At 43.3% G+C, this 13,819-nt stretch carries 13 protein-coding genes and 1 riboswitch; of the genes, 12 read left to right on the top strand and 1 reads right to left on the bottom strand.

Annotated features, from left to right (window positions below):
• The first annotated feature begins 72 nt into the window (after window positions 1-72).
• From DP73_RS00290 to DP73_RS00240, 11 genes are all read left to right on the top strand, one after another.
• The gene (locus tag DP73_RS00290) at window positions 73-969 is read left to right on the top strand and encodes a YafY family protein (protein WP_034596532.1); all 897 of its coding nucleotides are present in this window, start codon (window positions 73-75) and stop codon (window positions 967-969) included.
• 66 nt (window positions 970-1,035) lie between these two features.
• On the top strand, window positions 1,036-1,476 hold the full coding sequence (locus DP73_RS00285; RefSeq protein ID WP_034596530.1) for a GyrI-like domain-containing protein: 441 nt from the start codon (window positions 1,036-1,038) through the stop codon (window positions 1,474-1,476).
• A gap of 208 nt (window positions 1,477-1,684) precedes the next feature.
• On the top strand, window positions 1,685-2,242 hold the full coding sequence (locus DP73_RS00280; protein ID WP_052090317.1) for a TetR/AcrR family transcriptional regulator: 558 nt from the start codon (window positions 1,685-1,687) through the stop codon (window positions 2,240-2,242).
• Window positions 2,242-2,568, top strand: a complete 327-nt coding sequence (locus DP73_RS00275; protein WP_014903150.1) for a multidrug efflux SMR transporter — start codon at window positions 2,242-2,244, stop codon at window positions 2,566-2,568. The genes DP73_RS00280 and DP73_RS00275 overlap by 1 nt, the downstream gene beginning before the upstream one ends.
• A gap of 253 nt (window positions 2,569-2,821) precedes the next feature.
• Window positions 2,822-4,675, top strand: a complete 1,854-nt coding sequence (locus DP73_RS00270) for an acyltransferase family protein (protein ID WP_034596527.1) — start codon at window positions 2,822-2,824, stop codon at window positions 4,673-4,675.
• A gap of 213 nt (window positions 4,676-4,888) precedes the next feature.
• Window positions 4,889-6,037 (top strand): aldo/keto reductase, encoded by a 1,149-nt coding sequence (locus DP73_RS00265; protein WP_034596524.1) that lies wholly within the window; start codon window positions 4,889-4,891, stop codon window positions 6,035-6,037.
• 133 nt (window positions 6,038-6,170) lie between these two features.
• Complete coding sequence (locus DP73_RS00260; protein WP_034596523.1) at window positions 6,171-7,223, top strand: metallophosphoesterase; 1,053 nt, start codon at window positions 6,171-6,173, stop codon at window positions 7,221-7,223.
• A 233-nt stretch (window positions 7,224-7,456) separates the two neighbouring features.
• Window positions 7,457-7,630, top strand: a riboswitch (cobalamin riboswitch).
• Between the two features lie 104 nt (window positions 7,631-7,734).
• Window positions 7,735-9,135 carry an amidophosphoribosyltransferase gene (purF, locus tag DP73_RS00255; protein WP_128751355.1) on the top strand — a complete coding sequence of 467 codons (1,401 nt, stop codon included), beginning with the start codon at window positions 7,735-7,737 and terminating at the stop codon, window positions 9,133-9,135.
• 77 nt (window positions 9,136-9,212) lie between these two features.
• Window positions 9,213-10,511 (top strand): phosphomethylpyrimidine synthase ThiC, encoded by a 1,299-nt coding sequence (gene thiC / locus DP73_RS00250; protein WP_034596522.1) that lies wholly within the window; start codon window positions 9,213-9,215, stop codon window positions 10,509-10,511.
• Window positions 10,512-10,530: 19 nt separating this feature from the next.
• Window positions 10,531-11,808, top strand: a complete 1,278-nt coding sequence (gene bzaB, locus DP73_RS00245) for a B12 lower ligand biosynthesis ThiC-like protein BzaB (RefSeq protein ID WP_034596521.1) — start codon at window positions 10,531-10,533, stop codon at window positions 11,806-11,808.
• A gap of 64 nt (window positions 11,809-11,872) precedes the next feature.
• A complete protein-coding gene (locus DP73_RS00240; RefSeq protein ID WP_128751354.1) occupies window positions 11,873-12,346 on the top strand; it encodes a DUF2284 domain-containing protein in 474 nt (157 codons plus the stop codon).
• A 23-nt stretch (window positions 12,347-12,369) separates the two neighbouring features.
• On the opposite strand, the gene DP73_RS00235 is transcribed toward DP73_RS00240, so the two are convergent.
• Window positions 12,370-13,371 carry a DUF3231 family protein gene (locus DP73_RS00235; protein WP_034596518.1) on the bottom strand — a complete coding sequence of 334 codons (1,002 nt, stop codon included), beginning with the start codon at window positions 13,369-13,371 and terminating at the stop codon, window positions 12,370-12,372.
• A gap of 253 nt (window positions 13,372-13,624) precedes the next feature.
• Between DP73_RS00235 and DP73_RS23250 the strand changes: the two genes are divergently transcribed.
• Complete coding sequence (locus tag DP73_RS23250; RefSeq protein WP_165574359.1) at window positions 13,625-13,780, top strand: hypothetical protein; 156 nt, start codon at window positions 13,625-13,627, stop codon at window positions 13,778-13,780.
• Window positions 13,781-13,819: the final 39 nt, after the last annotated feature.

The raw sequence follows: 13,819 nt of genomic DNA, 5'->3' as shown, positions 1-13,819 counted from the left end.
TTTTTGTCAGACATCTTATAATATGACTTGATGACGTCATTTTATAAGAGTATATTGAAATAGGGTGATTTAATGCAAATCAACCGATTATTTGAAATCGTCTATATCCTGCTTGATAAAAAAGCAGTAACAGCTAAGGATTTGGCAGAGCGATTTGAGGTTTCAACAAGAACTATTTATCGAGATATTGAAACGTTGTCTTCTGCAGGAATTCCTGTTTATATGAGCAAAGGTAAGGGCGGTGGAATTTCACTGCTGCCTGATTTTGTGCTGAATAAAGCTGTTATAACTGATGAAGAAAGAGAAGAGATTATATCTTCGTTAAAAGCTGTAAATGCTGTTAATCTCAGCAAAACAGATACCGCACTTAAAAAGCTCAGCAGCTTGTTTGGTGAATCAAACTCAGATTGGATTGAAGTGGATTTTTCATCTTGGGCTAATCCACAGAACGAAACTTTAACATTCAATACAATTAAATCTGCAATACTAGGCAAGAGAATCGTTACTTTTGCCTATGCCAGTGCCAAAGGACAGCAGACAGCACGTGAAGTAGAGCCATTGAAACTTTGCTTTAAAAGTGGGGCATGGTATTTATATGGATATTGTAAGTCCCGATGTGATTTCCGTTTTTTTAAGTTAAGGCGAATCAAGGAGCTTTGTCTAGCAGAGCAAAACTTTCAGAGGAAATCCCCCAGTCAAATTCTTTCTAACGAGAATGTATTTCAAGAAGAATATATTAAACTAAAGCTAAAGCTATCTGCGGAGGTTGCGTATAGGGTATATGAGGAATTTGAAAGTTATGATCAACAAGAGGACGGAAGTTTTATTGCAGAAATTAACTATCCCAAGGGTGAATGGATAGTTTACTACATCACAACTTTTGGTAGGCATTGTGAAGTTTTGGAACCCCAGGACGTAAGAAATGATGTCCAAGCAGAACTGCAGAACACCTTGAAACATTACCTTTAATATGACATACAGCTGTCGTATTAGACAAAGTATAATAGCCTTATCAAAGAGAGGGAGGTTATTATAGTGAATTATGAAATCGTAAATTTAGCGCAAAAAACAATTATTGGTGTTAGTGCAATTACCAGCAACACTGATCCTAAAATGGGTGCAGTTATCGGCGGACTTTGGGAAAAGTTATATCAAGGTGGTGTAAATGCTTCAATCAAAAATAAGCTTAACGAGTATGCCATCGGGCTTTATTCGGATTATTCAGATGACCAATACTGTGTAACTGCCGGTAATGAGGTTTCCAAACCAGAGAATGATGAACTGACTGTAAAAATAATTCCTGCAGGAAGGTATGCGAAGTTCTCGGTACACGGGCATATGGAAAAGGCAGTTGCCGAGGCTTGGAGCCAAATCTGGAAAATGGACTTAAACAGAAGCTTTACCGGAGATTTTGAGGAATATCTTAATAGTAATTGGGAGAATGCTGATATTGATATTTATATTGCTTTAAAATAAATAAGCAGCTGATATAGGGGTATTGGGTTGCAAATTTTAGGTTTAGTTTATAAGGATTTTGTTTAACGGACAAGTAGCCATGTTAGACTCAAATTAGGAACAATAAAACAGCTATGAAGAATGATACTTCAGAGCTGTTTTTTAATTTATGCTTGACTATACCGGCTGGCCGGTGTATTATCATGGAACATACAAACTGGAGGCGTCTATGGAGAATAATACTAAAACTACTAAAAATGACACTAGGCAGAAAATACTAAGGGCTGCCGCTCAGATTATTAATACCAAAGGTGTACTTGCATTAACATTAGAAGCAGTTGCCAAAGAGGCGAAGATAAGTAAAGGTGGATTATTCTATCACTTCGCTACTAAGGATGAGTTAATGAAAGGCATGAATGACTTTATAATGCACAATTTTTTTGATGACTTGGAGCGTATTACTAAGGACGATCCTCGTCATAACGGGAAGTGGACAAGGGCTTACACAAATCTTACTTTTAACCTATTAGATAATGAATTTGAAATGAATCTCGCTTTCTTATCGGCGATTGCAACAAGCCCGGATCTTGTTAAGTCCATGGCTAGGGACTTGAAAGTACTTCAGAATCATATTGAAAATGACCAGATTAACCCCATTGTTTCAACAGTCATCCGACTTGCCGTTGACGGGATGTACTTCAATCAGTTATACGGATTAAACCTAAATGAAGATGTACGTGATCAAGTTTTAAACTACTTACTTTCGTTAACTGAGGAGGAAAAATAATGAACGGTTACGTTCTTTTAGCAATAGCAATTGTCTTTGAATTAGTATCAACATCAATGATGAAAGCTTCAGAAGGTTTCTCAAAACTCATACCAAGTCTCCTATTTATAGGTGGATATGGTATATCATTTTATTCAATGGGACTAGCTCTACTGACAATTCCTTTAAGCATAGCTTACGCAATCTGGGCAGGCGTAGGAACTGCACTAACGGCAGTGATAGGGATTTTATATTGGAAAGAACAACTCAATCTATATAACGGCTTGGGTATAGTATTAATCATTATCGGCGTTGCATTACTTAATTTAAAGGGTACGGCACATTGATTGTGACGGGGACAACTGCATTAAAACTGGAGGCCTAAACAATCAGGTAAATAGGTTAATTAGAGCGTTTAAAGCGCTCTTTTTTCTTTATGCTACATAATCTGCATTTATTCGATATTTGTAACTTTTTCGTAATATAATTTAAGCTTTTTGTAAAGCACTTGAGCTCTAATCTTGGTATTGTGAAAAGGAGAGACGGCTATGATGTAAAAAATCTAAAGCCTGGCATAATTTGGAGAGTGAAGATAAGAACATGAATTGCAGCAAGAAGACAAATCAAGTGAATTTACATCCAAGGGGATTGCAGAAGAAGTCCATCGGCTACATGCCGGGATTAGACGGACTAAGAGCTTTAGCGGTGTTTGCCGTGATTGCTTACCATCTAAATTTGACTTGGATACCGGGAGGGCTCTTAGGGGTAAGCCTGTTCTTTGTGTTATCCGGATATTTGATCACCGGTATTCTTTTGAAGCAATGGGAGCTATCCGGAGGAATTGACTTGAAAGATTTCTGGCTGCGCCGGGCCCGTAGGCTGCTGCCGGCTCTTTTTGTGATGCTGGCAGGCGTGATGTCCTGGGTTTTGCTTTGGGCACCCGAGCGTCTGGCAGCCTTGAAGCAGGAAGCGTTGGCAGCGCTGTTTTACACCAGCAACTGGTATCTGATCTTCCATCAGGTATCCTATTTTGAAAGCTTTGGTCCGCCGTCTCCCTTGGGACACCTCTGGTCTTTGGCGGTAGAAGAACAGTTTTATCTTTTCTGGCCCCTTCTTTTAGTAATAGGGTTACGTTATTGCCTGCAGCGAAAATGGATTATCGGGGGAACAATGGCTTTAGCCTTGACTTCCGCTGCGGCAATGGCGATGATTTACATACCGGGCCATGACCCCAGCAGGGTATACTATGGAACGGATACTCGTGCTTTTGCATTGCTTGTCGGGGCAGCACTTGCCATGGTATGGCCCAACTGGAAGATGAACGCAGGCCTCACCGGCAAAAAGAGACTGGCCCTGGATTTAGGAGGAAGCTTAGGGCTATTGGTCGTACTATTGATGATCGGAACAACAGATCAATACCAACCCTCTCTCTATCAGGGCGGACTCTTGCTTTACTCCGTCGCAGCGGCAGGTTTGGTGGCAGCTCTGGCTCACCCGGCCAGCTATTTGGGCAGAATATTCGGATGGGGACCTTTGCGCTGGGTAGGAGAATGTTCCTATGGAATTTACTTATGGCATTACCCGGTCATCATTCTGACAAATCCGGTTGTGAATACTGAAGGCTTGAATTTTCCCCGCACACTCTGGCAAATTGGGGTGAGCATTATCCTGGCCGCGCTGTCTCGCTACTTAATCGAGGAACCGATCCGGTACGGACGACAGAAATATCTGCGGAGGCGGAGGTCTAACCTTAAATGGTGGCAAAGGCCATTGGCCCCCATTACCAAAATTTCATTGAGTATCTTGCTGATGTTTTTATTATTGTTTGTAACCCTCAATGGAGGCATGCATATTTCAGAAAAAGCTTTGGCGAAGAGTCAGGTGTCGCAAAATCTAGCTCAAACAGCTGACCAGGAAGAGATTGCTGCCACCAAGGGATCTAAGGCAACGGATAAAAAAACAGATATCCAGGGGAATGAAATTACGATCATTGGAGATTCCTTAATGATCAATCTAGAGCCTGTTTTGCAAAAACGTTTACCTGGTATTATAATCGACGCACAACTGGGCAGGCAGATGTATCAGGCTCCGGATCTCATTTCCAGGCTTGAAGATGAGGCTAAGCTCAGAAAAATTGTAATGCTTGAACTTGGAACAAACGGTTCCTTTACGGAGAAACAGTTAAGGAAAACCTTGGACTCCCTGGAAAGAGCCGAGGAAATCTTGCTGGTGAATACCCGGGTTCCGAAGCCCTGGGAAAGAGAAGTAAATGAGACCCTGACAAAGGTAGCGGAGTCATACTCAAATATCAAGCTGATCGATTGGCATTTGCTCAGTAGTGGCCATGAGGAATATTTTTATCCGGATGGTGTTCACCTGACCGAATCGGGTGTGCAAGCCTACGGGGAGATACTACTAGAAGCATTAATTTCCGATCAAATGGATAGAGAATAATTAAAACTATTTCGCTACATTTTCTTTCCCGGCAGAAGAAATTCTTCTCATATAAGGAAATATCCTTAGACAAAATTCAGGAAATTGCGATGGTTCTGTTATATATCAACTCTTGACTTAGAGTTAACTCGAAGTGTTATAGTATTAATATAGAAAGCTGAAAAATTTAGGCTTCTAAACCATAATGAATTAATCAGCATGAAGGAGAATACAATGGACAAAAAATTGGGTTTTGGATGTATGAGGTTACCGCTTCTGGATAAAGATGACCAGACATCCTTCGATCTGGAAACGTTAAATAAACTGGTAGATACCTTTATTGAGAGAGGATTTACTTATTTTGATACTGCTTATGTCTATCATGGCTATCTGAGTGAAGAAATAATGAGAGAAGCTCTCGTAAAAAGACATCACAGGGATAGTTTTGCACTTGCGACAAAGCTGCCTATGAGAGATGTAAAAACTGTGGCAGATCAAGAAACAGTCTTTAATGAACAGCTTGAAAATTGCGGAGTGGAATATTTCGATTATTATCTGCTCCACAATATTGGTGTTATATCATACAAGAAAGCTTGTGAACTTGACAGTTTTAGTTTTGGAATTAATAAAAAGAAAGAAGGCAAAATAAAGAGCTTTGGTATGTCATTCCACGATACACCGGAATTACTAGATGAGATTTTAACAGCTCATCCGGAATTGGATTTCGTTCAGTTACAGATAAATTATATTGACTGGGAAAATCCAAGCATTCAGTCCAGAAGGTGCTATGAGATAGCCAGAAAACATAACAAACCAATTATTGTCATGGAACCCTGTAAAGGAGGCTCTCTGGCATTAGTTCCTGAAAAAGCAGATATAATAATGAAGGAATATGATCCGAAAGCATCCATTCCATCCTGGGCAATACGATTTGCCGCCAGTCAAGAAGGAGTAAACATGGTTCTGAGTGGCATGAATACCTTAGAACAGGTGCTTGACAATACGTCCTATATGGCAGACTTCCAACCTCTGAATCTAGAGGAGTACAAGATTATCAATCAGGTCAGCGAAATTATCAATGAAAATACGGCAATTCCCTGTACAATCTGCAGATATTGTGAAAAGGGCTGCCCGAAAAAGATAGCTATACCAGACTACTTCGCCTTATATAACAGTACAAAACGTGCTATGACTGATGGCTTTTCCAGTCAGTTTGTCTATTATTTGAACCTGGCGGCAAATCATGGTAAGGCAAGTGACTGTATAGACTGTAAACAATGTGAACAAGCCTGCCCTCAGCATTTAAAGATAACGGAGCATTTAAAAGATGTTTCGGCGACCTTTGATGTGACTCCTCAGTTTCCCGCTAGAAAGGAAAGATAAAACAGGTGGGTGAAGAATACAGCAAGTGACAATAATGTGGGAGATTTGTTCTGAGGCAATGATGGCAACACTATAGACATCACATCAGAAGCGAGGGATACTCATTAAAGCTAAAAAGTTATGGATAATTGGTTTGTTTTTGCTGGCTGTCATATCACTAAGTCTAAAAATTGAATTTAACTCAGTTACTACTCCTGAGGAGAGGCTTCAGTCTGCTAATACATCTGCCGATCCAAAAGAAGCAATCCCCTTGCTGGGACTTGCTTTATCATCAGCTTCCGAACCAACCGATGCACTGAAATCGAGTCAAAATAATGTAAGCTTTGCGGTTATTAGTGATATTCATATTCTTTCCAGCGAAACTGCTCCAATGAAGTTTAGAACAGCCTTGGAAGATCTTTTTGTAAATCAACAACCGCCGCTTAATTTAGTAGTATTAAATGGTGATCTTGGCGACGGTACACCTGAAGACTATCTGACTCTTAACCAAATACTTCGGTCTGTCCGGACGAATACAGGTAAGACAACTCCGATAGTGCCCACCATTGGAAATCACGAATTCTACAAAGCCTATCATGATCCAAACAGTAATGCATGGAATTCCGATACTTTCCCAAATCAAGATACAGATCCTCTGGCAATACAGCGTTTTTTAGACTTTGCCGGGAGAAGTCAGGTATATACTGATCACTATATTAGTGGTTTTCATTTCATATTTCTTGGCTCCGAAAAGTCGAGAATGTCTGATCTAACTATAGGTGATGCTGCCTATCTTTCGGAAACCCAATTAACATGGTTGAAATCAAAAATCTCTGAAAACCTTACACCAGAAAAACCTGTGTTTGTCTTTTTACATCAACCCATATTTTCCGCCAATAGCAAAGCCCAAAGAAAGTACAATTTAGTGGTACAACAGAAAGAACTGGCAAAAATCCTTCAATCGGTTCCCAATGTCGTCCTCTTCGTCGGTCATTTACACATTAAGTTAGGTTCACCTGATTCTGTTGTTAATGACACCTTTACAATGTTCAATGATGCTTCTGCCAGTCGAGTACGCCAAGCCCCAGAGGCCAGTCAGGGCTTAGTTGTTGATGTTAAAGATGGTGTGGTTAATGTAAAGGGACGTGACTTTCTCAAACATGAATGGCTACCCGAGGCTCAGTATCAACTGGACTTTTCTAAGTAACCGCAAGTTGAGGATGAAACCGCTAAAGAGGAGCTGACCCCAGATTCGAATACCATTCGAATCTGGGGTCAGCTTGATGATTGTCCGTATGCGAGATCTTTGATTCATTCCCTGGCAATGCCAGGAAGAAAGGAAACCCAGGGAATTAAAAAATTGGCTTAGTAGTTTTTCTGACAATTCAGTGAAGTTGTACTTGACAGGCCCGATTTTCTTAAGTAATATTGACATTAGTAAATAAACATAATTTTACAGGTGCCCAATGAGGGAGAATAGGGAACCGGGTGCAAGTCCCGGACGGACCCGCCACTGTAAAGGGGAGCTTTGGCCATGACCACTCTGTAAGGAGGAAGGAGGCAAGAAAGCTGTGAGCCTGAGTCAGGAGACCTGCCTGTAAAATACTTAGCATCGGCTTCGCGTTATAAGCCGGTTTAGGTGAGGATGATGGAAAAATCCGCGCTCTATTGAGTTGCGGGTTTTTTTGTTTTTTATTTTTTCTAAGGAGGAGAGGATAATGTGCCCTTGGGAATTTCATGATAAACCTCGGGATGAATGTGGTGTATTGGGTATTTATGCTCCGGGAAATAATGTGTCCCTGAAAACCTACTATGGTCTCAACGCACTGCAGCATAGGGGAGAGGAAAGTGCCGGTATAGCGGTTTCAGACGGGAAGCAAATCAAAGTGCACAAAAAAATGGGTCTGGTTACGGAAGTCTTCAATAAAGCTAGTTTATCTGTATTAAAGGGGAATATAGCAATCGGACATGTCAGGTATTCCACCGGCGGCGACAGTTCGGAAGCTAATGCTCAGCCTTTATTGTATAAAGATGACAAGGGCAGTGTGGCAGTAGCCCATAATGGGAATATAACGAATGCCTGTCAATTAAAAAAACGGCTGGACCAAACCGGATCATTCGGTTATCCAAACCTGGATAGTGAAATCTTTTTGAGATTTCTGGCCCATTACAGAAATTTCTCCCTGGAGCAACTCCTTGAACTCTTTCTGAAGGAAATATCCGGTTCTTATTCCTTGGTGCTAATGACAGAAAACAGTCTCATTGGCCTGAGGGACCCTTACGGAATGAGGCCATTATGCCTGGGGAAACTGAAAGGGATGGAATCAGGTTATATACTGGCTTCAGAAACCTGTGCCCTTAAGGCTGCCGGCGGAGAGTTAGTCAGGGAAATTGATCCCGGAGAGGGTGTAATTATTGATAAAAACGGGGTTAATTTCAGACAGAGCTTTCCGGGAGGGTGCAGACGCCTGTGTATTTTTGAATACATTTACTTGGCACGTTCAGATAGTGTGATGGACGGCAGTTCCGTGAATTCAGTTCGCAGAAAGTTTGGCAGTGAGTTGGCCAGAGAGCATCCGGTGGCTGGAGACCTGGTGATTTCAATTCCCGAGTCCGGGACGGCAATGGCCATGGGATACGCCGAGGAATGCGGTTTGCCCTTCCGGGAAGGTTTGCTTAGAAACAGGTACATAGGGAGGACTTTCATCAAGCCTGGACAGAAGAATCGGGAACTGGCTGTCAGGATGAAATTTGATGTTATCAGCGATGTAATTCAAGGGCAAAGGGTAGTAGTCGTGGACGATTCTCTTGTCCGGGGAACCACCAGTTGTCAAATTATCCGAATGCTCAGAGAAGCAGGGGCAAAAGAGGTTCATCTTCTGGTGGCTTCTCCTCCCTTAAGCTTTCCCTGTTATTATGGCATAGATATTCCTTCAGCTGCTGAACTTGTTGCTGCCCGGCGGACTCTCGAAGAAATCAGGCAATATGTGGGGGCGGACAGCCTGCAATACCTTAGTTTAAAAGGCATGCTTCAAGTTTTGCGGCGTCCTAAGGAGTTTTGTACAGCGTGTTTCGACGGGATTTATCCCGTTCCGGTTGTTGAGCAGGAAACCGGTTAAAAAAAGGGAGGGTAGGCAGATAACAGACAATTAATAGGAATTATTGTGAGCAATAAGAGGTTCAAAGGAGGATAATGATGAGTTTATTAACAAGGGCCTTGGAAGGAACAATTACTTCTGAAATGGAGCAGGTAGCAGCTCGGGAGAAAGTCTCCCCGGAATTTATCAGGCAGGGAGTTGCAGCGGGTACAATTGTCATCCCCGGAAATATCAACCATAAGACGCTTATTCCTGTAGGTATTGGCAAGGGGCTGCGGACAAAGGTTAGTGCCAGTATCGGTCTTTACGGCAGTGAAGCTTCCATTAGTGAAGAAGTCGGCAAGGTCAAAACAGCCTTGTTGGCAGGTACAGATGCTCTCATGGATCTGAGCGTCAGCGGCGATATTGATGCCATGCGCCTAGAAACCCTGAATTCTGCTTCCGTACCCGTTGGCACACTCCCTGTTTATCAGGCCATCGCTGAAGCTGGGAAAAAGTACGGTTCCACAGTGAAAATGACAGCCGAGGAAATGTTTGAGGTTATTGAACGGCAGGCGGCAGACGGCGTTGACTTCTTGGCCTTACACTGTGCAACGACCATGGATGTTGTGGAACGAGCCAAGAAAGATGGCCGCATTGATCCCCTGGTGAGTTACGGAGGTGCTCATTTGATCGGCTGGATGGTTGCCAATGAATGTGAAAATCCTCTTTATCAACAATATGACCGGGTCTTGGCAATTGCCCGGAAATATAATGTTACTCTCAGCCTGGCTGATGGGATGAGGCCGGGGTGTCTGGCAGATTCCCTGGACGGAGCCCAGGTTCAGGAATTGGTTATCCTAGGAGAACTGGTCAGACGGGCCAGGGCAGCGGGGGTCCAAATTATGATTAAAGGTCCCGGGCATATGCCTCTTGAGCATGTGAAGGCCACGGTTACTTTGCAGAAGAGTCTTTGTCAGGGTGCTCCCTATTTTGTCTTCGGGCCATTGCTGACGGATATTGCTGCCGGTTATGACCATATCAATGCTGCAATAGGAGGTGCCCTCAGTGCCTGGGCAGGGGCGGAATTTCTTTGTTATGTCACCCCTGCTGAACATATCGGAGTACCCAGTGCTGATCAGGTGCGGGAGGGAGTTATAGCCGCCCGGATTGCTGCCCATGCCGGCGATCTGGCCAAAGGGAGTAAAGAAGCCTGGCAGTGGGATTTGGAAATGTCTCTGGCCCGCAAGCAACTGGACTGGAAAAGACAATTGGAACTGGCCATAGACCCGCCCAGAGCGGAAGAGATCAGGAAAACCCGTAACAGCGGGGAATCTACGGCCTGCGCCATGTGCGGGAAGTATTGTGCTATGGAAATTGTTTCTAAGTATCTGAACACAACCAAGCATAGCTGTTAAGAAGGGAAAGGTGGTTAATATGACACAGGTTTTAAAAGCCCGGGCCGGGATCATTACCGAGGAAATGGAAGTTGTGGCGGCTGATGAGAATCTTGAGGCGGAATTTATCCGCCAGGAAGTTGCCGAAGGGAGAATCGTCATTCCCAGAAACAAAAACCGCAAGGAATTCAAATACTGTGGAATAGGGGCAGGCTTGCGAATTAAAGTTAATGCCCTGATTGGCACCTCCAGCGATCGCGATGACATGGAAATGGAAGCTCGCAAGCTGGCCATTGCAGAAGAAGCCGGCTGCGACAGCTTTATGGATTTAAGTACTGGAAAAGATATTGACGGCATGAGGAAGCAGTCCTTGTCCCTGGCTCATGTGGCCGTGGGGAGCACCATGATTTACCAGGCCGGGATTGAGGCTATTGAAAAATACGGCAGTGTTGTCAGTATGAGAGAAGAGGATATTTTTGAGGTTATTGAAAGACAAGCGGCGGACGGGCTGGATTTTATGGCGATTCATTGTGCTCTGAATATGGACGTCATTAAAAGAATGCAGGCTACCGGACGGGTAACGGACGTGGTCAGCCGGGGTGGTGCTTTCCTCACCGGCTGGATGCTGCACAATCAGAAAGAGAATCCCCTCTACGAAAAATTTGACCGGGTGCTGGAAATATTAAAGGCTTATGATGTTACCTTAAGCCTGGGGGATGCCATCCGGCCCGGCAGTATTGCAGATTCCTTGGACGGTGCTCAGCTCCAGGGCATGATCATCCAGGGGGAACTTACCAGGCGAGCCCAGGAGGCCGGTGTTCAAGTCATGGTGGAAGGACCCGGGCATGTACCCCTCAATCATGTGGAGGCAACCATGCAAGTGCAGAAAAGACTATGCAATAACGCCCCTTACTATATCCTGGGCACTTTGGCAACGGATGTAACGCCAGGTTATGATCACATCAGCGGAGCCATCGGTGGGGCGCTGATCGGAGCCTGTGGTGCAGATTTCCTCTGCTATCTGACCCCGGCCGAGCACTTGGGTCTGCCCACTGAGGAAGACGTCCGAACCGGAGTGATTACTACCCGAATGGCGGCCCACATTGCGGATATTGCCAAAGGCAATCAACAAGCCTGGGCTAGAGATCTGGAAATGGCTAAGGCCCGCGTTGCCCAGAACCTGGACAGGCAAATTAAGGCGGCTCTTTATCCTGAACAATTAAAGGCTACTGCGGCAGTCGGTGATGATCACGGTTGTGTTGTCTGCGGAACCGGCTGTGCCGCCCAGGTCGCTGCCGAATATTTTGGGATCGCGTAAAGAGGCAAGGTATGATGAAAAACACTTTAGTATATCCAAACAATGATCCCCAGTCTCTGAGCTTTTGCCCCCTGCTTCAGATACAGCGCTGATCTTCGCCGCCAAAGATGCTTTATGCCTTGAAAATCTTTGCCTAGACCGTAAGGCTCAGCTTATGGCCAGGCTTAGAAGGTTTGGCTTCAGCAGTATACGTCTGATTTCAGCGGGAGATATTGTGGTTCCAGGCTGGGTCGATTTGCACTGCCGGTTTGGCTGTACTGAATACGGTAAACCTCACTGTCCGCCGGACAGCCTTCCTGCCGAAAAGACCCGGGAGATGCTCCGGGACTATAGGGATTGCCTGCTCATCGAAGGGACACCGCCTACGGCGGATTTTCAGCGGCTGATCCTGAAGGCGGAAGGGGAGGCCTTTGTGGCGGGCTACTACAAAGCCTTTGCTCTCTGGGCTGGACCCTGCTCCCTCTGCACGGAATGCGGCTGGGAGAAAGGCAGAAGAAAGAATACTTTATTGCTATTCTTTCTTCTGCCTTTTTGTTAAATCTATCACTGGCTCTGTTTATTCTAATGCTGAAAAGCTGCCCTATCAAAGGACTCCGGCGGCTGTTCCATCCAGCCTCGTTCAATCATGAGCTTCATGCCTTCCTCGCCATATCGGGATATTTCCACCATCAAAGCTGCATAATGAACAGCTAAATCTTTTCTCATCGAGAGCGACATTGCATATGCGCATAAATAGATTCCTGCCGAAGCGGATGTTGAAATCAGGAACATAATCAACTTATCCGAAAAAGGGGAGACGGTTGAATCAGTTACCTCCATACTTACAGGCATATTACCCAAATGTTCTTCATCTTTGAGAATTTTATTAAAGATATCAATTTGTTTTTCAGCTAGATCTTTTCCTTTCAGCAGATAATCTTTAATTTCTCGGTCTTGCATCACTTGAATAAAACCCATTAACATAAGAATGCCAATATAATTTCTCTCAATGATATAAAATATTTCGCCTAATTCCATAGCATTTAAGGGTCTATGCTCACCAAACCAGGTTTCGATGAGAGAATCTCTTTTTTTAATAAACTCTACCTGGTGAGGATAAGGCATTTTGGGAGGTCTATCATAAATCCCTTTAGACAACATAAGGGTTAATGCTTTTTTAAATAAGGCACCACTCAAATTTAAGCATTCATAAAAAAATTCAACCACATCAGTCCGGGCTACTTTGGTTATTGTCACAGCATAATCACTAAATACTATTTGATTAAATCTGTAGACATAGCTAAGTCCATATAAGTCTGTGTAAAGGGCAGGGGCAGACAAATTTATATCCTCATCAGAAAAACCTTGTGGTACAGGGAAATTTTCGTTTGAGAAAATCTCTGTGATTTTAGCCGTGAACTTTTGCAAAAGGTTTATTTGTTCAATAACTAAGGGCTTGATTTCGGAGTCCTGAATATAGGGCTCAAAATGCTTAAAGACACATAAATTAGAGGTATTTTGCATGTATGTTTTCCATAAACCTGCAATCTCAGGAGTTGTTAAGCTTATGTGATGTTCTTTCATAAGTTCCTCCCCAAAGCATTGATTTTTGACTAATATGTGCCATAGCCTCTAGAACTATTCAGAACCTGGAATTATTTTCATCCTAGGAAATTTAGGGTATAATAAATTACAAGGGTTTGTAACACCGTGGTAGATACTTCAATTTCCAAATATAAAGTCTTTATCCGAAGTAAGAAACCAAATTATTGCAACATGAGGCTGACAAGAGTTGTTAGCCTTTAATTTTTAGCTTGTCTAGGGAGGTGGAGTTGATATGAATAACGGTATTGTGGGTATTGTAATTGCTCTATTATTGACTACACTGATTTTGAGAGTTTTTATGAATATCATTAATCAATTTGGTGTGGATTTTGTGGGATTCTTTGAGGATTTGTGGAGGAAAGGGTGTAAACTCTTTGCAAAGAGGTGATTTGGAATTCAAGAATGCTCGTTGTAGACGATGAGACAA

This window comes from Desulfosporosinus sp. HMP52, from assembly GCF_000765145.1.
Classification (GTDB): domain Bacteria; phylum Bacillota; class Desulfitobacteriia; order Desulfitobacteriales; family Desulfitobacteriaceae; genus Desulfosporosinus.
The sequence above is the reverse complement of the archived record's forward strand: the minus strand, read 5'-3'. Positions and strand labels throughout refer to the sequence as shown.

Coding starts and splice junctions, on each gene's coding strand:
- purF (WP_128751355.1), top strand. CDS start 7,735: ATGTGCCCTTGGGAATTTCATGATAAACCTCGGGATGAATGTGGTGTA.
- DP73_RS23250 (WP_165574359.1), top strand. CDS start 13,625: ATGAATAACGGTATTGTGGGTATTGTAATTGCTCTATTATTGACTACA.
- thiC (WP_034596522.1), top strand. CDS start 9,213: ATGAGTTTATTAACAAGGGCCTTGGAAGGAACAATTACTTCTGAAATG.
- DP73_RS00280 (WP_052090317.1), top strand. CDS start 1,685: ATGGAGAATAATACTAAAACTACTAAAAATGACACTAGGCAGAAAATA.
- DP73_RS00275 (WP_014903150.1), top strand. CDS start 2,242: ATGAACGGTTACGTTCTTTTAGCAATAGCAATTGTCTTTGAATTAGTA.
- DP73_RS00265 (WP_034596524.1), top strand. CDS start 4,889: ATGGACAAAAAATTGGGTTTTGGATGTATGAGGTTACCGCTTCTGGAT.
- DP73_RS00290 (WP_034596532.1), top strand. CDS start 73: ATGCAAATCAACCGATTATTTGAAATCGTCTATATCCTGCTTGATAAA.
- DP73_RS00235 (WP_034596518.1), bottom strand. CDS start 13,371: ATGAAAGAACATCACATAAGCTTAACAACTCCTGAGATTGCAGGTTTA.
- DP73_RS00270 (WP_034596527.1), top strand. CDS start 2,822: ATGAATTGCAGCAAGAAGACAAATCAAGTGAATTTACATCCAAGGGGA.
- bzaB (WP_034596521.1), top strand. CDS start 10,531: ATGACACAGGTTTTAAAAGCCCGGGCCGGGATCATTACCGAGGAAATG.